Annotated in this window: 15 protein-coding genes; 7 read left to right on the top strand and 8 right to left on the bottom strand. The window is 71.3% G+C overall.

Annotation, left to right across the window (positions count from 1 at the left end; all coding sequences use genetic code 11):
- Positions 1-7: 7 nt before the first annotated feature.
- Positions 8-478 carry a hypothetical protein gene (locus D6270_RS12405; RefSeq protein ID WP_109165353.1) on the top strand — a complete coding sequence of 157 codons (471 nt, stop codon included), beginning with the start codon at positions 8-10 and terminating at the stop codon, positions 476-478.
- Between the two features lie 123 nt (positions 479-601).
- Positions 602-1,651, top strand: a complete 1,050-nt coding sequence (locus D6270_RS12400; protein ID WP_109165354.1) for a DUF5954 family protein — start codon at positions 602-604, stop codon at positions 1,649-1,651.
- Positions 1,652-1,702: 51 nt separating this feature from the next.
- Here the strand turns inward: D6270_RS12400 and D6270_RS12395 are convergent, their stop codons facing one another.
- Positions 1,703-2,977 (bottom strand): LCP family protein, encoded by a 1,275-nt coding sequence (locus D6270_RS12395; protein WP_109165355.1) that lies wholly within the window; start codon positions 2,975-2,977, stop codon positions 1,703-1,705.
- Positions 2,978-3,114: 137 nt separating this feature from the next.
- Between D6270_RS12395 and D6270_RS12390 the strand changes: the two genes are divergently transcribed.
- Entirely contained in the window at positions 3,115-3,672 is a 558-nt protein-coding gene (locus D6270_RS12390) for an acyl-CoA thioesterase (RefSeq protein ID WP_109165356.1), read from the top strand.
- A 246-nt stretch (positions 3,673-3,918) separates the two neighbouring features.
- Here D6270_RS12390 and D6270_RS12385 read toward each other — a convergent pair whose 3' ends face one another.
- A complete protein-coding gene (locus D6270_RS12385; RefSeq protein ID WP_109165357.1) occupies positions 3,919-5,304 on the bottom strand; it encodes an LCP family protein in 1,386 nt (461 codons plus the stop codon).
- A gap of 362 nt (positions 5,305-5,666) precedes the next feature.
- Here D6270_RS12385 and D6270_RS12380 point away from each other — a divergent pair, with 362 nt between their 5' ends.
- Entirely contained in the window at positions 5,667-6,698 is a 1,032-nt protein-coding gene (locus D6270_RS12380) for a glycosyltransferase family 2 protein (protein ID WP_109165358.1), read from the top strand.
- 93 nt (positions 6,699-6,791) lie between these two features.
- Here D6270_RS12380 and D6270_RS12375 read toward each other — a convergent pair whose 3' ends face one another.
- The 4 genes from D6270_RS12375 to D6270_RS12360 all read right to left on the bottom strand — a co-directional run bounded on the left by D6270_RS12375 (position 6,792) and on the right by D6270_RS12360 (position 12,927).
- On the bottom strand, positions 6,792-8,504 hold the full coding sequence (locus D6270_RS12375) for an LCP family protein (RefSeq protein WP_204117127.1): 1,713 nt from the start codon (positions 8,502-8,504) through the stop codon (positions 6,792-6,794).
- 37 nt (positions 8,505-8,541) lie between these two features.
- Complete coding sequence (locus D6270_RS12370; RefSeq protein ID WP_109165360.1) at positions 8,542-10,260, bottom strand: LCP family protein; 1,719 nt, start codon at positions 10,258-10,260, stop codon at positions 8,542-8,544.
- Positions 10,261-10,484: 224 nt separating this feature from the next.
- On the bottom strand, positions 10,485-11,987 hold the full coding sequence (locus D6270_RS12365; RefSeq protein ID WP_391040312.1) for an LCP family protein: 1,503 nt from the start codon (positions 11,985-11,987) through the stop codon (positions 10,485-10,487).
- Positions 11,988-12,174: 187 nt separating this feature from the next.
- Positions 12,175-12,927 (bottom strand): TIGR03089 family protein, encoded by a 753-nt coding sequence (locus tag D6270_RS12360; RefSeq protein WP_109165362.1) that lies wholly within the window; start codon positions 12,925-12,927, stop codon positions 12,175-12,177.
- A gap of 137 nt (positions 12,928-13,064) precedes the next feature.
- On the opposite strand from D6270_RS12360, the gene D6270_RS12355 reads away from it, so the two are divergent.
- The 3 genes from D6270_RS12355 to D6270_RS12345 all read left to right on the top strand — a co-directional run bounded on the left by D6270_RS12355 (position 13,065) and on the right by D6270_RS12345 (position 16,924).
- A complete protein-coding gene (locus D6270_RS12355; protein WP_109165363.1) occupies positions 13,065-14,669 on the top strand; it encodes a peptidoglycan recognition protein family protein in 1,605 nt (534 codons plus the stop codon).
- Between the two features lie 80 nt (positions 14,670-14,749).
- A complete protein-coding gene (locus D6270_RS12350; protein WP_109165364.1) occupies positions 14,750-15,841 on the top strand; it encodes a mannose-1-phosphate guanylyltransferase in 1,092 nt (363 codons plus the stop codon).
- 63 nt (positions 15,842-15,904) lie between these two features.
- Entirely contained in the window at positions 15,905-16,924 is a 1,020-nt protein-coding gene (locus D6270_RS12345) for a DNA-3-methyladenine glycosylase family protein (RefSeq protein ID WP_109165365.1), read from the top strand.
- 272 nt (positions 16,925-17,196) lie between these two features.
- Here the strand turns inward: D6270_RS12345 and D6270_RS12340 are convergent, their stop codons facing one another.
- Together D6270_RS12340 and cofD are read right to left on the bottom strand one after the other, a co-directional pair.
- Complete coding sequence (locus D6270_RS12340) at positions 17,197-18,510, bottom strand: coenzyme F420-0:L-glutamate ligase (RefSeq protein ID WP_343236518.1); 1,314 nt, start codon at positions 18,508-18,510, stop codon at positions 17,197-17,199.
- Between the two features lie 98 nt (positions 18,511-18,608).
- Positions 18,609-19,565, bottom strand: coding sequence for a 2-phospho-L-lactate transferase (gene cofD, locus D6270_RS12335; protein WP_109165367.1), 957 nt, complete (start codon positions 19,563-19,565; stop codon positions 18,609-18,611).
- Position 19,566: the final 1 nt, after the last annotated feature.

Genomic DNA, 19,566 nt, shown 5'->3' with positions numbered 1-19,566 from the left:
CCACCCCATGACCGAACTGGACAGGCTCACCGCCCTCTTCCGCGCCCTGGGGGCGGACGGCGACGCGGAGGACTGGGCCGAATCCGAGGCCGAGGAAGGGCTGCCGCAGCTCGCCCGCTACCGGTTCCTGCGGACGGTGTGGCAGGACGTCGACGCCTGGACCACGGAGGCACCCCGGTGGGTGGCCGCCTACCGAACCGACGGCGTGGCCGCCGAGGCCGTCGACCGCGCCCTCGCCGCCGGGCTCGCCCCCGAGGACCTCGGCGAGCTGGCCCGTGAGGTGGCCCGGGAGACCGCGTCCGGGGTGCTGCACGCCCTGGCCGAGCCGGCGGACGGGTCGTTGCCCGACGAGGTGGAGGAGCAGCTGCCGGGCTGGCGGCTGGCGGAGCTGGATCCGGCGGGCGAACCGACCGGCCGTCATCTCGACGCACTCCACGAGGACTTCGCCGACCTCGAACCGAAGGGGCCTGTCGCATGACGCGGTGGCCGGTGCGGCGGCCGTGGTCCGCGCGATCTCGTACCGCGACGCGACGGTGCGAACCCGGCAGCCCTTTGTGGCGGAACCCCTGACACCGGCACCCCCCTTCGGCACACTGAGTACATGGGCGATCACCCGGAGAAGTCGCCGGACCATCTCACCATCAACGTCACGCACCGGGACGACCCGGTCTTCGAGGTCACCCAGGCGGATGCGTTCGCCTCGGTGCGGAAGTATCCGAACATCGTGGTCCGGGGGCCGTTGTTCGGGCTCGCCGCGCAGGGACGTGGCGAGCGGCCGCGCTGGCGACTGCTGGGGGAACTCGACACCGGGTTCCCGCAGATGGCCCGGGACGAGCTGAACTCGCATCTCTGGTTCCAGGCGAAGGACCACACCGAGGACCGGGCCGTGCGGCGGTCGTTGCTGGAGGCCGTGGCCCGGCTGGAGAAGGAGCCGGTCAACGAGGTGACGGCGGACGGGGTCCGCTACCGCGTGGTGCGGGCCGACGAGTTCGCCCGGATCGGTGACGGGCGTCTGGAGCCGCCCCGGGCCACCGACCCGGACGAGGACAGCTGGGACCTGGACGCGCCCGACCCCTCCCGTACCGAGGACTTCGTGGTCGACCACGCGGCCGCCGTCGGGCTGGCCGAGGGGATCGACCGGGCCGGGCTGCTCCAGCTCTCCTACACCGCCGGCCGCTTCCCCGACGACGTACGGGCCGATTCCCAGAGGGCGTTGATCACCCACCCGGGCGTCGTGCTCCTCCCGACGACCTTCCGGGTGGTGGAGCGCAAGGAGCTGTCCTGGTCGATGGTGTCCGGGCAGTACGCGACCCCGCAGGGCGCCCGGCGCGCCCTCGTCCACCACCTCACCCGGCCCGTGCCGCAGCTCCCCGACCTGCCGGACATGCCCGAGCTGCCCGCGTGGATGATGGTGGACGAGAAGGAGCAGGCGGTCCACGACCGGGCCGCCAAGAAGTTCATGGCGCGCCGCAGGCCCAACGAACTCGTCGTGCGGGGGCGCCGGTACGAGGTCGTGCGGGTGGAGCGCGTGATGCGCATCGGGCCCGACGGCCCGGAGAAGCCGCGGCCGTCCGACACGGACGACTACGGCCCCTCCCAGATCCATCCCCTCATGGACGAGGAAGGGAACATCACCCACAGCAGCTCGTAGCCCGGTAGGTGATGTTCCCCGACGTCTCTCGCAACAGCCTTGTGAGGGGCCTCAGTCGCCCTTGACCGTGACCTTCTCGTCGTTCTTCAGCTGCTCCACGAGCTGCTTCACCTTCGCCTTGTCCCAGACCAGGTTGCCGCCGGAGCTGCCGGAGATCGGCATGTTCATCGACGTACCTTCGCCGCCCGTGACGCCCTTCATGGCGAAGAACATCTGGCTCAGCGACCAGAGCGACATGTCCTTGTCCACGATGAGGGTGTCCAGGCCCGCGCCCAGCGTCGGGTAGAGCTTGAACGGGTTGAGGATCGTGGACGGGGTCGCCGTCTGGCTCGCCAGCGCCGCGAGGAACTTCTGCTGGTTCTTCGTACGGTCCAGGTCGCTGCCCGCGAACGCGTACCGGGTGCGGACGAAGGCCAGGGACTGCTCACCGTTCAGCGTCTGCTTGCCGGCCTGGAAGTCGGCGCCCGACTTCTTGTCCTTGAACGCCTTCGGGATGTCCAGCTCGACCCCGCCGATCGCGTCCACGATCTGCGCGAAGCCGGCGAACCCGATCTCGACGTAGTGGTCGATGCGCAGCCCGGTGTTGAACTCGACCGTGCGCACCAGCAGTTCGGGGCCGTCCTCGGCGTAGGCGGCGTTCAGCTTCACCTGGCGGCCGGTGCCCTGGAACATCTTGCCGGACTCGGACCCCTTGAAGGAGGGGATCTCGACCTGGGAGTCGCGGGGCAGCGAGATCAGCGTCGGGCCGTTGGAACCCCGGTGCAGGATCATCATCGAGTCGGTGCGCTTGCCCTCGGCGGAACCGGTGCGCAGCCGCTTCTTCTCCTCGGCCGACATGCCCTCACGGCTGTCGGAGCCGACGATCAGATAGTTCGTGCCCTCGCCCTCGCCGGGCCTCTCGATGACCTTGGAGAGGTCGACCTCGCGCTTCAGCTTGCCGTCGGCCCAGAAGTACGTCGATACGGAGCCGACGAGGAGCACCACGACCAGGGTCAGCGCGCCGAGCTTGATCCGGCGGCGCCAGTTCGGTGCCGGGCGGCCCTGGACGTAACCCGCGTCACCGCCGCCGTGCCCGCCCCCTCGGCCGCCGCCCGCGCCACCGCCGTAGACCTGGCCGGTGTTGTAGCCGCTGTCGTAACCGGGCTGTCCGCCCTGGTAGCGGTCGTCGTACCCCTGGCTCTGCGGGGGCACCGTCGGCCTCTGCGGCGGGGCCGGGCGGCGCTGGATGTGGGGCATCGCCCGGGCGCCCTCGGGCTGGGGGCTGGCGCTGCCCCGCCCGTAGCGCTCGCTGCGGTCGCCGGTCCGTCGATCGGGCCAATCGTTCATCCGAACAGTGTGCCGTCCCGACCCACAGCTATTACAGGGTGTAAGGGAAATCGCACCAGGGCTGTTGCGAAGCTGATGCATTTCACGCGATCAGGGCCCGCGCACAAGGTGGACGGCCCGCGCATAAGGTGGACTGTATGACAGATCAGGCCACCCGCTCGGAGCGCTCGGAAGAAGAGATTCCGGGCAAGCCCACCGCCGCGTCCCGGACCACCCTCAGCCACATCATGACCGGCAGCGACACCAACCTCCTGGGTACGGTGCACGGCGGCGTGATCATGAAACTGGTGGACGACGCGGCGGGCGCCGTGGCCGGTAGGCACTCCGGCGGGCCCGCCGTGACCGCCTCGATGGACGAGATGGTGTTCCTGGAGCCGGTCCGGGTGGGTGACCTCGTCCACGTACGCGCCCAGGTGAACTGGACCGGCCGCTCCTCCATGGAGGTGGGCGTCCGCGTGATGGCCGAGCGCTGGAACGAGTCCACCCCCGCCCAGCAGGTCGGCAGCGCCTACCTCGTCTTCGCCGCCGTGGACGCGGACGGCAAGCCGCGCCGCGTACCGCCGGTGATCCCCGAGACCGAGCGCGACAAGCGGCGCTACCAGGAGGCGCAGATCCGGCGCACCCACCGGCTCGCGCGCCGCCGGGCGATCAAGGAGCTGCGCGAGAAGCGCGTCGCCGACGGCATCGACGACTGAGGTCCCCGAGCGGCCGTCTCGACGGCTGAGGCTCCCGAGCGGTCGTTACGGACCCGGGCTGAGGTTCCCAGACAGCCGTTACGGGCCCGAGCTCAGGCCTCCGAGTGCCGTCACGCTCCCGCCGCCTCACAGGTCCGAGCGGTCCTTACGGGCCCGGGCTGAGATCCCCGTGCGGCCGTCACGGGCCCGACACCCCACGGGCCCAGGCAGCCGTTACGGGCCTCACGGGCCCGCCGCCCATACGTCCTACGGGCAGACCACCTCGTCGCCCGTCACCGTCGCGAACTCGCCCGTCTGCTTGCTCTCCGCCCGCACCGGCCGCACCTTCGTGAAGTCCGAGCCGGCCGTCACCTCCATCGTGGCGCCCTGCCCCTTCACCGCCTTCAGCTCGCTCCCGGGCAACGCGCTGGCCAGCGACTTCGCCGACCGGTCCCAGCGGGGGTCGTACGTCACCAGCGTTCGCGCCAGATCGCGCAGCTTGCCGTTGAGCGGGGCGTTCGTCGTGTTGAAGCCGGTCGCGCGCAGGCCCGCGTCCACGTCCTTGCCGAGGCCGTCCTTCGGGGTGCCGTTGTAGACCTGCACCCGGATCTCCTCCGGCGCCACGTCCACCAGGGTCGCCTGGGCCTTCTTCGGCGCCCCGGCCGCGGGCTTCGTCTTCACCGGGGCGAGCGGCCGGTCCTCGCGCAGCGCCTGGAACAGCTTCTTCGACTTCGCCGCGTCCCACTGGACCGTGGAGCCGATGCCCTTGACCGGGAAGCTGGGATTCCCGATGGGCACGGAGGTGAACTCCGACGACGCCGGGCTGAAGTCCTTCATCGCCTTGCCGAGCGCCAGCATCTCCTCCGTACCGAAACCCTCGTCGGCCCGGACCGAGCCCAGCACGGAGGCGGAGACCTGCTGGAAGCGCACCGGGTTCAGCAGCACCCCGTTGCTCGTCGCCTCCTTGATCAGCGCCGCCACGAACTTCTGCTGGCGCTGCATCCGGCCCAGGTCGGAGCCCACGTCGACATGGCGGGAGCGTACGTACTGGAGCGCCCGGCCGCCGTCCAGCCGGTGGGTGCCGGCGGGCAGGTCCAGTCCGGTGTACGAGTCCTTCATCGGCCGGGCCGTGCAGATCTGCACCCCGCCCACCGCGTCGACCGTCTTCATGAAGCTGGTGAAGTCGACCTCCAGATAGTGGTCGACCTTGACCCCGGTCATGTGCTCCACCGTCCGCACGGTCAGCGTGGGCCCGCCCTCCGCGTAGGCGGCGTTCAGCTTCACCGGATGGCTGTTGTGCTTCTTGCCGGTCGTGCGGTCGGTGTGCGCGGGGATCTCGGCGTAACTGTCCCGGGGCAGGCTCACGACGCTCGCCCGCTGCTTGTCGGCCGAGAGGTGGACCAGCATGATCGTGTCGGTGCAGTGGCAGGGCGCGCCGCCCAGCTTGTACTTCTGCTTCTCCGCCTTGGTGATGGTGTCCCGGCCGTCGGTGCCCACGAGCAGCAGATTGGTGCCGTGCCCGGACTGGGGGCGGTTCTTCATGTCCTTGAACGGGTCGACCCGGCCGATCCCGCCTTCCAGGTTGCTCACCATGGCGTGACCGATGCCACCCGCGCCCAGCACCAGCACCGAGAGCCCGGTGGCCACCCGCATACCCCAGCGCGGCCGTTCGTCCTGCTTCCGGGAGCGCGGCGGGCGGACACCCTGCGGAGGGCGGCGGCGCGGGGGAGTGGCGCGAGGGCGGGGCGGACGCTGCGGTGGACGGGGGGTGGGCACGGGGGGAGACACCTCCGCGGTGCACGGGGGAAGGAGACACCTCTGCGGTGTGTCGGGTGACGGAGACACTCTGCGGTGCAAGGGGACCATCGCACGGTAGGCCCATACGATCTCCGCCCCGGCCCACCACCGGGCGGCGCGCGCACCGGTGTCCCCCATTCGCGGTAACGTGGCGGCCGAATAACGCCGCCTCCGGGGTGCGGAACCCCTGGCGCCCCCGAGGACCCCCTGAGGACCACATGCCTGCCGCGCAGTACCCCGCCGTCTCCGTGATCATGCCGGTGCTCAACGAGGAACGCCATCTCAGGAACTCGGTCCGGCACATCCTGGAGCAGGAGTACGCCGGTGAGATGGAGGTCGTGATCGCGCTCGGCCCCTCGACCGACCGCACGGACGAGATCGCCGCCGAGCTGGTCGCCGAGGACCCCCGGGTCCACACGGTCCCCAACCCCACCGGCCGTACCCCCGCCGCCCTCAACGCGGCGATCAAGGCCTCCCGCCACCCCGTCGTCGTACGCGTCGACGGCCACGGCATGCTCTCCCCGAACTACATCGCGACCGCCGTCCGTCTCCTGGAGGAGACCGGCGCGCAGAACGTCGGCGGCATCATGCACGCCGAGGGCGAGAACGCCTGGGAGGACGCCGTCGCCGCCGCGATGACCTCGAAGATCGGCGTCGGCAACGCGGCCTTCCACACCGGCGGCCAGGCGGGCCCCGCCGAGACGGTCTACCTGGGAGTCTTCCGGCGCGAGGCGCTGGAGAAGGCCGAGGGCTACAACGTCGAGTTCATCCGCGCCCAGGACTGGGAGCTCAACTTCCGCATCCGCGAGGCCGGCGGGCTGATCTGGTTCTCGCCCGAGCTGAAGGTCCAGTACCGCCCGCGCCCCACGGTGAAGGCGCTCGCCAAGCAGTACAAGGACTACGGCCGTTGGCGCCACGTCGTCGCCCGCTACCACTCCGGCTCCATCAACCTGCGCTACCTCGCCCCGCCGACCGCCGTCGTCGCCATCGCGGCGGGCCTGGTGCTCGGCGCGGCCGTCACCCCGTGGGCGCTCGTCGTTCCCGGCGGTTACGTGGCCGCGATCGTGGCCGGGTCGCTGCCCGCCGGCAAGGGGCTCTCGCTGAAGGCCCGCGCCCAGATCCCGGTGGCGCTGGCGACCATGCACATGTGCTGGGGCTTCGGCTTCCTCACCAGCCCGCGCTCCCTGGCCAAGCGGGTCATCGCGAGCCGCCGCCCGTCCCTTGCGGCCAGCAGCAGCGAGACGGTCTGACCCGGCCGGTTCCGTCCAGCCACTCACGTACGCGAAGGGCCCCACCGGTGACGACCGGTGGGGCCCTTCGCATACGTGCTCTCCGCTACCGGGTCACCAGCTGTACTGGGGGTTGACCTTCATGCAGCCCTCTTCCTCGCCGTTCTGCGCGCCCGCCGACTCCGGGGTCTTCTCCGTGCCCTTGGAGACGGGGTAGGACCCGTCCTCGCGCCAGTCGGCGCCCACGGCGAGCGAGATGCCGGAGACGTCGGTCGACCTCCTCACCTGAGAGATCGGGACCCCGAGCGCCTTGGCGACCGCCTGGGCGTCGCCCTCCAGATCCGCGCTCGGATACAGGATCGAGGTCCGCGTCGACCCCGCCACGTTGTCCGGGTCGACGGTGGCCTTCGCGAAGCCCGCCTCCTTGAGCAGCTTCTCCACGTCACCCGCCCGCCCCGGGACCGGTCCTTGGGCGTCGGTGGCGGTCCCGTTCCGTACGGCCACGGCGATCTCACCGACCGGCGCCGACGGGTCCTTGGGCTCCGCCTTCTTCCGCTTGGACGCCTTGCCGTCCAGCGGCATGTCCTCGCGGACCATCCGGAACAACTGCTCGGCGTCGCCCGCCTTCGGGTACACGCGGCCCGCGTTGACGCCGGTGCCGTACACGTTCGGCATGGTCGACATCGTGATGCGCTTCGTCGGGACCTTCTTCAGCTCCTCGGCCAGGTCGTAGAGCTTCTTGACCGTGTCCAGCCCCTTGTCGACCGTCAGCGCCTTGGTCGCGGCCTCGGCCAGGTTCATCAGCTTGCCCGGGTCGCTGAGCTTGGTGCCCTTGCGCAGCTGGCGCACCATCGAGTTCATGTACTGGTGCTGGGCCTTGGCCCGTGCCAGGTCGCTGCCGTCCTCGAAGCCGTACCGGGTGCGCAGCCACTGGAGGGCCTGCTCGCCCTTGACCGAGGTGGTGCCCTTCTCCAGCTTCAGTCCGGAGCCGCCCCGGCCGTTGGCGCCGCGGGAGTAGATGTTGGCGTCCACACAGACGGGAACGCCTCCGATCGCGTCGGCCATCGAGACCACACCGGCGAAGTCGATCATCATGAAGTGGTCGATCCGGATGCCGGTCAGCTCGTACCAGGCGGCCACCGTGCACCCCGGACCACCGCGGCCCAGGCTCTGGTTGGTCTGAACGTCCCCCGTGCTGGCCGGGAAGACCTCGCCGTCCGGGGCCGTGCACTTGGGCATCTTGAGCATGGTGTCGCGCGGCATGCTGACCACGGAGAGGTTGGAGCGGTCCGCCGAGAGGTGGAGCAGCATCTGCACATCGGCGAGCGGGGGAGCACCGAAGGTCTCCTTGGCACCGCCCAGCTTCTGGTTCGCCTCGGAGTCCCGGGCGTCGGAGCCGATGAGCAGGATGTTGAGCGGGGTCTGCCCGGCGGCGTTGGCCTTGTGGTCGGCCATCCGCTTGTCGCCGAGAGTCAGATCCTCTTTCTTGATATTGCCGTTGAGGTGCTCGTAGTAGAGGTAGCCGGCCCCACCGGCGCCGAGTATGAGCAGGGCGAGCACGGCGGAGCCCCAGCGCAGGACGCGCCGTTTGCCGCTCTTCGGGGCGCGGCGGCCGCTGCGTACGCCGCCGTCCCCGCCCTGGCCCTGGCCGCCCCGCCCCCGCGAGCCGGCCCGGCGCTGCGCGGTGGTTTCACCGCTCGTCCGGCCTCCGCCGTCCCCGTCGCTGTCCTCGTGCGGGTCCCCACCCTCACCAGGCCGATCTGCGTGGCGGACACGTGACCGTGTCCCCTCCCCGGGCGTACTGCTCCGTCCCACCGGACCCCCCATGCTGTTCAGATTCCCGCTGTGGCGCGGCCGCCGGCCGTCACTTGGAGCAGACCGCCTTGTCGGCGCTGGCCCGCTCCACGTCGTCCGAGATCTTCGCGGGGCCCGTGATCGGAATGCCCGCGCCCTTGAAGTCCGACCCCAGCGTCAGCACCATCGCCTCCAGCCCCTCGGCGTCGGCGGTGCCGGGCTTCATGGCCGCGGCGGGCAGGCCCATCATCTCGGCGAGCGCACGGGCCTGGTCGGCCTGGTTGGGCGCGTACTCCAGCGTCGTCTTCTTGATCTTGTCGGGGGCGTTGGCCTTGTTCGTGGACTTCAGCACGCCCTGCTGGTTCTGCAGCCAGGTGACGGTCGCACCCGCCGCGCCCGCGATCTCACCGCCGTTGAGGACGTCCACGCGTACGTCGGCGGGAGCGGCCTTCGGGCCCTTGAGGAGGGCCGCCTGCTTGCTCTTGGCGGCCTTCTCCTTCTGCTTCACCTCGGTCAGCGACGTGTCGGAGCGCATCATCGCGAAGAGCGGCTCCGCCTGGGTGGGATGCGGGACGACGGTGGCCCGGACCGCCTCGGCCGGGTTGTCGACCACCGGCATCGTCACGAAGGTGATGTTCTTGGCGTCCACCTTGCCGATCTCCTGCGCGAGGGTCATCAGCTTCTTCGCGCTGCCGATGCCCTGGTCGACGGTGAGGGCGTTGGTCGCCGCGTCGGCCAGCTTGAAGAGTTTGGACGGGTTGGTGAGGGTGTCGCTCGACTTCATCTCGCGGATCATCGACGCCAGGAACTGCTGCTGCACCTTGATCCGGTCGAGGTCGCTCTCGTTGCCGAAGCTGTGCCGGGTACGCAGCAGGGCCAAGGCGTCCTCGCCCGCCACCGTGGACTCGCCCTCGGGAAGCTTCAGATGGGACTTCGGGTCGTCGATCGGCTTGGCCATGCAGACCTTGACGCCGCCGACCGCCGTGGTCAGCTCCTTGACCGCGTTGAAGTCGACCATCATGAAGTGGTCGGGTTTGATGCCGGTGATGGCCTCGACGGTCTGCATGGTGCAGCCCGGGTTACGGCCCTCCTGGCCGAGGCTCACGTTGAAGCGGACGCCGGAGGTGCCGGGGATCGTCTTCTTCGACCCGTCCGGCTGGACCGTCTCGCACTCCGGGATATCGGTCCACAGGTCGCGCGGGATGCTGAGTGCCGTCGCGTTGGTGCGGTCCTCGGAGACGTGGAAGAGGATGTTGGTGTCGGCGTGGCCCTCGCTGCCCTTGTCGCCGTAGCCCTCGTTGCCCTTGCCGGTGCGCTTGTCGGTGCCGATGATCATGATGTTCATCGGGCCGTCGCTGAGGACGTCCTTGTTGCCGGCGTCGCCGATGTCGATGGTGCTGATGTTGCCGTTGAACCGCTCGTACAGGACGTACGCGCCGACCCCGGCGGCGACCACGACGAACGCCGTCACCCCGCCCGTCCACATCAGCGCCTTCTTGCGGCGCGCCTTCGGGGACTTGCGCTTACGGCGTCCCGCGCCGCCGGCCTCCGGGCCGCGCGCGGCCTTCTGGACGGACCGGCGGCTGCGCTGCGCGGGCACCTCGCGGCGTGGGCCGTCGGGGGATTCGGTGCGACGCCCGGAACCCTCGGCCGTGGTGGTACGCGCGGCGACCGGCGACTCCCCAGCGGATTGATCCAGTCGCAGTTCGTAATTGCCGGTGTGCGGGTTGAGCACCCACTGGTCTGCGGGGTCGATATCGTCCGCCCGCCCACGGCTTTGCGCATCCACGGTTGTTTGAGTCCTCCGTCGGTGCCACGCGAGGCGCCTTCCCCCGGCAAGGCGCTCATTCCTTCGCTCCAGCAGCGCACGACCTGATGGCCGGAAGTACCGGATCGCGTCACACTATCCGCCCGGTTCGTGAAGGAGCGACGCGCGTGACCCACACCACGCTCCTTACAACCGGTCATTCTTCCCATTAGGCGCCGATTGTCTTCTATGTCTTGGCAATTGCTTTACTGCTTACACAGGTCGTCCGCAGCGCTCGAACCCGAATAGGTGGGTGTCGGGGTCGGACTTTCGGAGCCGGCGTCGTCCGGCTTCCCGTCCTGCTCCTGGTCCTTCTTCTTTTCCTTCTCGGCGTCCTTGAGCTCGTCCGCCGGGACCACGGCCACGGGCTTGTCCTCGCGCAGCTGCTTGAAGAGCTTCCCCGCGTCCGGTTCGACGAGTTCGTCCCGGTTCGGGTTCTGACGGTACGGCTGCCGGGGCACGGTCAGGAACTGCACCTGGTCGGTCGGCACGTCCCGCATGCTCCGCACCAGGTCGTACAGGTCCCGCAGCGAGTCGAGGCCCGGGTCGGTCGTCAGCGACTTGGTCGCCGCGTCCAGGACCGGGTAGAGCCGCGTCGGGTTGAGCAGGACGCCGTTGCTCTGCATCTTGTTCACCAGGGCGCCGAGGAACTTCTGCTGGCGCTCCATCCGTTCGGTGTCGCTGCCGTCGCCGAGGGTCTTGCGCGCCCGTACGTAGCCGAGCGCCTCCTCGCCGTTCAGCGTCTGCCGCCCGGCCGGCAGCTCCAGGTGTGCGTCCTTGTCGTCGATCGGCTCCTTGAGGCAGACCTCGACCCCGTCCACGGCGTCGACCATGTCCTTGAACCCGTTGAAGTCGACGACCATGTGGTGGTCGATCCGGATGCCGGTCATCCGCTCCACGGTACGGATCGTGCAGGCGGTGCCGCCGAGCTCGAAGGCCGAGTTGAACTGGGTGAACTGCTCCCGGGTCTCCTTGTCGTCCCCGGTGTGGCAGCTGGGGACCTCCACCATCAGGTCGCGCGGCAGGGACACCGCCGTCGCACTCTTCCGGTCCGCCGCGAGGTGCAGCAGGATCGTGGTGTCGGAGCGCTGGCTGCCGCCGTCGTCACGGCCGTACTTGCCGTTGTCGCCGGCCCGGCTGTCCGACCCGATGAGCAGGATGTTCTGGGCATCCATGACGACCGGGGTGGGCCGCTCCTTCTCGTACACCTTCAGCTCGGCGGCGGCGCCGGTGTCGGTGGTGATGTTGCCGTCGAGCTTCTTGTACAGCCACCAGCCCGCCCCCGCCGAGACCAGCACGAGGAACGAGGCACCGAGGGCGGCCCAGCGCAGCCACGGCCGCTTACGGCGGGAGGCGCTGCCGTCCTTGGGGTGATCGGCCCAGGTCTGTACGCCGGGGGCCTCGCCCTGGCCGGCGGCGGCGTCGGCCAGGGCGTCGGGGGCACCCCCACCCGCACCGGCGCCGGCACCGGCCTTGGCGTCGGCACCGGCGCCCGGGGCAGCCTCGGCACCGGCACCGGCACCGGCACCGGCATCGGCGTCGGTCCCGCCCTCGGCGTCCGGAGTCTCGTCCTGAGGGGGCTCGTTCGCGGGCCCGGGCTCGGACTCGTTCTTCGAGTCCTCGGCCCCCGGCTCTTCCTGCGACCTGCCCTGCGGCGTTTCCCCGGCCGGGTCGTCCGGTTCGGCCGGCGTGCCAGCACTGTCGGTCACGTCTGCGTCCATCCTTCACGTTCGGCGGCGCGATAGGCCGCCGGTCGCAGGAGTAGACGGCTGAACCTCACGCTTGGTTGTGCACTACCGGAGAGTGGTCTGTACCGCCGATCATCTACCCCCGTCGTCGATCGTTATCGGGGGCTCGGCCCGCTGTGGGCCGGACGAGTGCACCTCAGGGCGCTTTTCATACCGCCGTGTTGGTGACCCGTTCGCTCTCGACCCGCTTCGCCAGGCCCTCCGCGCCCAGCTCCCCGAGGTGGCGGCAGAGGACCACGGACCCCCCGGAGGCCAGTGGCGCGAAAAGACCGGTGCTCAGCCCCTCCCAGGTGTCGTACGTGTGCCCGGTCAGCAGCCGGGACCCCGGTGCGAGCCCGAGGGCCTCGGCGTCCTCGCGGGCCTTGGAGACGAGCTGTGTCCCGCTCAGCTCCACCCCGCCCACGGTCAGCGCGGGGGCCTCCGGGTCCACCGGGGCGTAGGGCGTGAAGCGGTCGCCCTGGCTCGGCACCTCCACGGCGTAGTCGGCGAAGCCCGCGGGCGGCTGCGGGAAACGGCCGCCCAGCGGGCGCAGCGCCAGCGCGACCCGCTCACCCCGGCAGGCCCGGGCCCGCTCCAGGGTGTCCGGCCCGCTCACCACGAGGTCGGCGGCGGCCGGGTCGCCCTGGACGTCGGCGACGACCCCGGCCGAGGAGCAGGCGAGCAGCCAGACCGCGGACTGCCAGTGCGCGGGGAGGAGCAGGGCGAGCCGGTCGCCGGGCTCGGCGGCCAGGTCGCTCTGGAGCAGGTTGGCGGTCTTGGCCACCCAATTGGCGAAGGTGGCCACCGACAGTTCGACGCGTTCTCCGGTGGCGTCGTCGTAGAAGGTGACCAGTGGGCGGGCCGGGTCCGCGGCGAGGGCGGATCGCAGCAGGTCGGCGGCGGTGCGGTCGCTGGAGTTCATCCGCGCAAGAGTACGCGGGGGCGCTGTGCGGGGCGGGCTGAACGGGTGTCACGTACACCGGTTCGGCAGACACCTCATCAGATATGGCTCTCCGCCCGGGTAGCCGGACTTGTCTGGTTATGGCGAGGATCGTGCGTATGCGTGCACTACTTGTCACCTCAGTCGGCGTCACCTGTGCAGCGGCCCTCACCCTGCCGCTCGCCGCCCCCGCGGCCTCCGCCCCCGCTCCCCACTCCGCCTCGGCCCCGCCCCCCTTCACCTCCCCGGCGTCACCGGGTGCGGGACCGCCTTCGGCCCAGGCCGGGGCGACGACGCGGGAGGCCCCCACCCCTGACACGCCCGAAACCGCCCCCGGTACGGATACCTCCAGCCCCTCCGACACCCCCGAACCCCGCGTGGCCGAAGCCGAGGCCGCATCCGCAGCCGAACCCGCCGGCTCCACCCAGTCGCTCCCCCTGGCCCCCCTCGCCACCCCCTCGAACCGGGTCGCGGGAGCGCCGCTGGTCCAGGGCCTGCCCCAGCGCGACGCCCGTCCGTTCTCCCTGGTGGGCGTGGTCTGGGACGATCCCGAGGCCGAGCTGCACGGCACGGTCCAGGTCCGCACCCGCGCCACCGGCACCACGCGCTGGTCCGACTGGCAGGACGTCGAGACGCACAACGCCGAGCACGCCGCCGACCTCGGCAGCGCCGAGCGCGAAGGGCGTACGGTGCGGGGCGCGACGGCTCCGCTCTGGGTCGGCGACTCGGACGGCGTAGAGGTACGGGTACGTCCGGAAGACCCGAAGTCCCGGGAAGCCCAGGAGTCCCACGAAGCCCAGGACTCGCGGGACCGGGCCGCCACCCCCGTCCCCCTGCCGGAAGGCATGCGCCTGGAGCTCGTCGACCCCGGAGAGGGCCCCGGCGAGGACACGGCTCCGGAGCCCGCCCGGGGCGCCCCCGCCAACCGGGCGGCCGTCCCCGCCGTCCTCGCCGACACCCCGGCGAAGCCGAACGTCCTGCCGGAGGTCCTCACGGCCGAGACCGCCGCTGCCTCGGCCGTCAACGCGGAACTCGCCGAACTCGGCGCCACCGTCATCCCGGCCCTGACCCGGGCCCAGACGCTGGAGTCGATGGAGCTGGCGCCGGGCGCGAAGCCCTACATCGGCCCGCGTCCGGGCATCGTCACCCGCAAGGGCTGGGGCGCCGACGAGAAGCTGCGCGAGAAGAACTTCGCGTACACGAAGACCGTCAAGGCCGCCTTCGTGCACCACAGCGCGACCGGCAACAACTACACCTGCAAGCAGGCCCCCTCGGTGCTGCGCAGCATCTACCGCTACCACGTCAAGAGCAGCGGCTGGCGCGACTTCGGCTACAACTTCGCGGTCGACAAGTGCGGAACCATCTACGAGGGCCGGGCCGGCGGCGTCACCAAGGCGGTCCTCGGAGCCCACACCCTGGGCTTCAACACCAACACCATGGGCATCGCCGTACTCGGCTCCTACGGCTCCACCAACCCGCCCGCCGCCGCGGTGACCGCCGTCTCCAAGCTCACGGCCTGGAAGCTCGGCCTGTTCGGCAAGAACCCGAAGGGCAAGGTGACGCTCGTCTCCGGCGGCAGCAACAAGTACAAGGCGGGCGTGAAGGTCAAGATGAACGTCATCTCGGGCCATCGGGACGGGTTCGCAACCGAATGCCCCGGAGCGCGTCTTTACAAGAAGCTCGGCACGGCCCGGACCACCTCCGCCAAACTGCAGGGCCGCTGACCGGGGCACGTCCGACCGGTCTGCTTAGACTGGCCAGCCATATCCAGGCCAGGCCCCAGCAGGAAAGCAGAGACGGTGCTGTGACAGAGGCAAAAGAAGCGATTCTCCTGGTCGGTGGCAAAGGCACCCGGCTGCGCCCGCTCACGGTGCACACCCCGAAGCCGATGGTCCCGGCGGCGGGGGTCCCCTTCCTGACCCACCAGCTGGCGCGGGCCAGGGCGGCCGGGGTGGAGCACATCGTGCTCGCCACGTCCTACCTGGCCGAGGTCTTCGAGCCGTACTTCGGCGACGGCTCCTCGCTCGGTCTGCACATCGAGTACGTCACCGAGCAGGAGCCGCTCGGCACCGGCGGCGCGATACGCAACGTCGCGGCCAAGCTGTCCTCGGGCCCGGACGAGCCCGTCCTGATCTTCAACGGCGACATCCTGACCGGACTCGACATCCGGGCCCTGGTCGCCACGCACAACGATTCCGGTGCGGACGTCTCGCTCCACCTGACCCGGGTGGAGGACCCGCGCGCCTTCGGCCTCGTACCGACGGACGGGACCGGCCGGGTCACGGCCTTCCTGGAGAAGCCGCAGACGCCCGAGGAGATCGTCACCGACCAGATCAACGCCGGGGCGTACATCTTCCGGCGCTCGGTCATCGACACCATCCCCGCGGGCCGCCCGGTCTCCGTGGAGCGCGAGACCTTCCCCGGCCTCCTCGCCTCCGGCGCCCACCTCCAGGGCATGGTCGACTCCACCTACTGGCTGGACCTCGGCACCCCGCAGGCCTTCGTACGCGGCTCCGCCGACCTGGTCCTGGGCCGCGCCCCGTCCCCTGCCGTTCCGGGCCGCTGCGGCGACCGCCTGGTCCTGGAGACAGCCACGGTGGCAGCCGACGCCAAGCTCACCGGCGGCACGGTGATCGGCGCCGACGCGGTGATCGGCGGGGGCGCGAGAATCGACGGCTCCACGGTGCTGGACGGAGCGGTGGTCGAAGCGGGCGCGGTCGTCACGGACTCGCTCATCGGAGCGGGCGCGAGGATCGGCGGCCGTACGGTGCTGAGCGGCGCGGTGATCGGGGACGGCGCCCGGGTGGGCGCGGACAACGAACTGCGCGACGGGGTCAGGATCTGGTGCGGGGCGGTCCTCCCCGACGCCTCGATCCGCTTCTCCTCGGACCAGTAGGGCGAGGCCCGGCCCGTACCCTCAAGAGGACACTTCCAGCACCACCACCCTGAGGTCCCACCCGTGGCAGGACGATTCGCCCCGCGCACCGCCCGCCCGGCCCTGCCGCACCAGGCAGCTCCGGCGACGCGGGGCACGGTCGCGGGCTCTGCCACGGCCCTGCCCGCAGGTCCTCCCCTGACCCGGGAGTGGACCCCGCCGGGCCCGCTGGACCTGCGTCTGGTGCTGAGCCCGCTGCGCAGGGGACCGGCCGACCCCACGTTCCGGATGACGGCGGACGGCAGGTTCTGGCGGGCCACCCGGACGCCGGAGGGCCCGGGCACCCTGCGGGTGGTGGCGCGTGGCGACCGGGTCGGGGCCGAGGCCTGGGGCCCGGGGGCGGAGTGGCTGCTCGCTGGCCTCCCCGCGCTCCTGGGCGCCGACGACGACCCGGACGCGTTCACCCCGCACCACCGCCTGCTCGCCGCGGCACAGCACCGGCGTCCTGGCCTGCGGCTGCTCCGCACGGGCCTGGTGATGGAGTCGCTGATCCCATCGGTCCTGGAACAGAAGGTCACCACGGACGAGGCCTACCGCGCCTGGCGCCTCCTGGTCCGCCGCTACGGCACCCCGGCCCCCGGTCCGACCGCCGAACTGGGCCTCCACGTCATGCCGGACGCGCGCACCTGGGCGATGATCCCGTCCTGGGAGTGGCACAAGGCGGGAGTGGACGCCAAGCGCTCGTCGACGATCATGCGTGCGGTACGGGTGGCCCGCAGGCTGGAGGAGGCGTCGAGGATGCCCCTGGCCGAGGCCACGGCCCGCCTGGAACTGATCCCCGGCATCGGCCCCTGGACCTCCGCCGAAACCCTCCAGCGCTCCAACGGCGCCCCGGACGCGGTGACGGTGGGCGACTACCACCTCCCCGGCATCGTGGGCCACGCCCTGGCGGACAACCGCCACGCGGACGACGAGGAGATGCTGGCCCTCCTGACCCCGTACAAGGGCCAACGCCACCGGGCGACGCGCCTGATCCTGCTGTCGGGCCGAACCCCGGAGCGCAGGGGCCCGAGGATGACCCCGGGGAACATCGCGGCGCTGTAGCCCACCGCAGACCTCCTGGGTCCGCCAAGCCAGCCCCTCCGGAGCCAATTTCAGCCCCTCCGGCGCCCTTCCAGCCTCTCCGGCGTTTGAGGAGCGGGGTCCGGGGCGGAGCCCCGATCTTCAGCCGGTCCGGCGCTTGAGGACCAGGGGGCTCCGGGGCACAGCCCCGGTTTCGGGAAGGGGCGGGTAGGGGAGAGGCCCCGCGCAGCGGCCCCACCGCCCCCGCACCCGGCCCCACCGTTCCCAGCCCCCCAACGCCCCGCCACCCCACCTCACCGCACGGTGAGAAAGTCCTCCGCATCCCGAACAGCCCGCTCCCGAGCCACCCCCACCGCATGCCCCACAGCCACCGCCCCCAACGGATCCCACGACTCCGGCAACGACAGCACCTCCCGCACCACCGACCGGCAGAACATCGTCGAGGACACCCACGCCGACCCCAACCGCTCACCGGCCAACGCCACCAGGAAGTTCTGCACCCCCGCCCCCGCCGCGACCACGAACATCTCCCGCTCCGCCGTGTCCCGCCGCTCGTCCCCGTACGCGTGGGACCCGTCCATCACCAGACACGGCACCGCCAGATACGGCGCGTTGCGCAGCACATCCCCGCGCCGCACCCGCTTCGCGATCGACTCCTCGCTCTTCCCGTCGCGCCGCAGATCCGCGATCCAGGCGTCCCGCATGGCGTCCAGCAGCCGCGTCCGCGACTCGGCGGACTCCAGCAGCACGAACCGCCAGGGCGTCGTGTGATGAGGCGCGGGCGCGGTCACCGCCGCCGCCACCGCCCGCCGCACGGCCCCCGGATCCACCGGCTCATCGCTGAACTCGCGCACCGTACGCCGCAGGGTCACCGCTTCCCGTACCGCCTCCGACGTCCCGAGCCGGAACATGTCGTCGGCCGCACTCCGCACCAGCGCCCGCGCACCGGAGTCGTCCACGGCGTCAGGGGCCACCACATGCGGCAACCCCCGCACCACGGCCACCGGCAGCCCCGCCGCCTTGCCCTTGACCAGATCTCCGGCGGCGGCCAGCTCGTCCGCCGTCGCCACCACCGTGGCGCTGAGCGGATTCCCGTACGCGTCCGTCCCGCCACGCAGATCGTCCAGCACCCGCACCCCCGCCGCCCCGATGGCGACATCGGTCAGCCCGTTGCGCCAGGCCCGCCCGAAGGTGTCCGTGACGACGACGCCGACCTCGACGCCCAGGGTGTTCCGTAGCCCGTCCCGGATGGCCCGGGCGGAGGCGTCGGGGTCCTCGGGCAGCAGGAGCACGGTCCCGGCCGGGGTGTTGGAGGCGTCGACCCCGGCGGCGGCCATGACGAGCCCCTGCCGGTTCTCCACGATCCGCAGGGCCCCGCGCCGCGCCACGACCCGTACGGTCTCGGCGTCGATGGCGGCCTCGCGGTCGGCGGCCTGGACGATCCGGCCCTCGGCCTTGGAGACGATCTTCGAGGTGACGAGCAGGACGTCACCGTCGACCAGCCCCGGCTCGGCCCCGGCGATCAGCCTGGCGAGATCGTCACCGGCGCGCACCTCGGGAATCCCACCCAGGGCCCACACCCGAAAAGAAGGCGCACCACCGGCCACAAGCCCTCCACCACCGGCCACAGGCCCACCACCGGAAGCCACAACCTCACCCCCACCAGCCGCAGCCCGACCACCACCGGCACCATCGGCAGGAGCACTCACACCCCCACCTCCCCCGCCAGCTCCAGCGCCCGCCGGGCCATCTCCGCCGTCGCGTCCACGTCCGTCATCATCAGCGGCACCGCCCGGCACCGGATCCCCGCCGCCTCGACCTCGTCGACCGCACCCGCGTCCACCGTGTCGACCAGCCAGCCGTCCAGCAGCCCCGACCCGTAGTGCTGGGCCACGGCGGCCGCCGTGGCCTCGACGCCCACGGCCGCGAGCACCTTGTCCGCCATACCCCGCACGGGCGCGTCCCCGACGATGGGGGAGAGGCCCACGACCGGCACCCCGGCCTCGGCGATCGCCTCCCGGATCCCGGGCACGGCGAGGATGGTGCCGATGGAGACCACCGGGTTCGACGGCGGGAAGAGGATGACGTCGGCGGCGGCGATGGCCTCCAGCACTCCCGGTGCCGGCTTCGCCTGCTCCGCGCCGACCGGCACGATCGCCTGCGCCTCGACGGAGGCGCGCAGCTTCACCCAGTACTCCTGGAAGTGGATGGCCTTGCTCTCGCCGTCCGTCTCGACGGCGACATGTGTCTCGACCCGGTCGTCCGACATGGGCAGCAGCCGGACCCCCGGCTGCCAGCGGGCGCAGAGCGCTTCGGTGACGGCGCTGAGCGGATAGCCCGCGCCGAGCATCTGCGTACGGACGATATGGGTGGCGAAGTCGCGGTCGCCGAGACCGAACCACCCGGGCCCCACCCCGTACGCCGCGAGCTCCTCCTTGACCTGGAAGGTCTCGTCGGTCCGCCCCCAGCCCTGCTCCTCGTTGATGCCACCGCCGAGGGTGTACATCACGGTGTCGAGGTCGGGGCAGACCTTCAGCCCGAACAGATGGATGTCATCACCCGTGTTGCCGATGACCGTGATGTCCGCGTCGGGCGCGGCCTGCTTGAGGCCGCGCAGAAAACGAGCACCACCGATACCGCCGGCCAGAACAACAATGCGCATG

Source organism: Streptomyces griseus subsp. griseus, from assembly GCF_003610995.1.
Lineage (GTDB): Bacteria > Actinomycetota > Actinomycetes > Streptomycetales > Streptomycetaceae > Streptomyces.
The sequence above is the reverse complement of the archived record's forward strand: the minus strand, read 5'-3'. Positions and strand labels throughout refer to the sequence as shown.

Coding starts and splice junctions, on each gene's coding strand:
- cofD (WP_109165367.1), bottom strand. CDS start 19,565: ATGCGCATTGTTGTTCTGGCCGGCGGTATCGGTGGTGCTCGTTTTCTG.
- D6270_RS12375 (WP_204117127.1), bottom strand. CDS start 8,504: ATGGGGGGTCCGGTGGGACGGAGCAGTACGCCCGGGGAGGGGACACGG.
- D6270_RS12400 (WP_109165354.1), top strand. CDS start 602: ATGGGCGATCACCCGGAGAAGTCGCCGGACCATCTCACCATCAACGTC.
- D6270_RS12405 (WP_109165353.1), top strand. CDS start 8: ATGACCGAACTGGACAGGCTCACCGCCCTCTTCCGCGCCCTGGGGGCG.
- D6270_RS12355 (WP_109165363.1), top strand. CDS start 13,065: ATGCGTGCACTACTTGTCACCTCAGTCGGCGTCACCTGTGCAGCGGCC.
- D6270_RS12380 (WP_109165358.1), top strand. CDS start 5,667: ATGCCTGCCGCGCAGTACCCCGCCGTCTCCGTGATCATGCCGGTGCTC.
- D6270_RS12390 (WP_109165356.1), top strand. CDS start 3,115: ATGACAGATCAGGCCACCCGCTCGGAGCGCTCGGAAGAAGAGATTCCG.
- D6270_RS12395 (WP_109165355.1), bottom strand. CDS start 2,977: ATGAACGATTGGCCCGATCGACGGACCGGCGACCGCAGCGAGCGCTAC.
- D6270_RS12385 (WP_109165357.1), bottom strand. CDS start 5,304: ATGCGGGTGGCCACCGGGCTCTCGGTGCTGGTGCTGGGCGCGGGTGGC.
- D6270_RS12360 (WP_109165362.1), bottom strand. CDS start 12,927: ATGAACTCCAGCGACCGCACCGCCGCCGACCTGCTGCGATCCGCCCTC.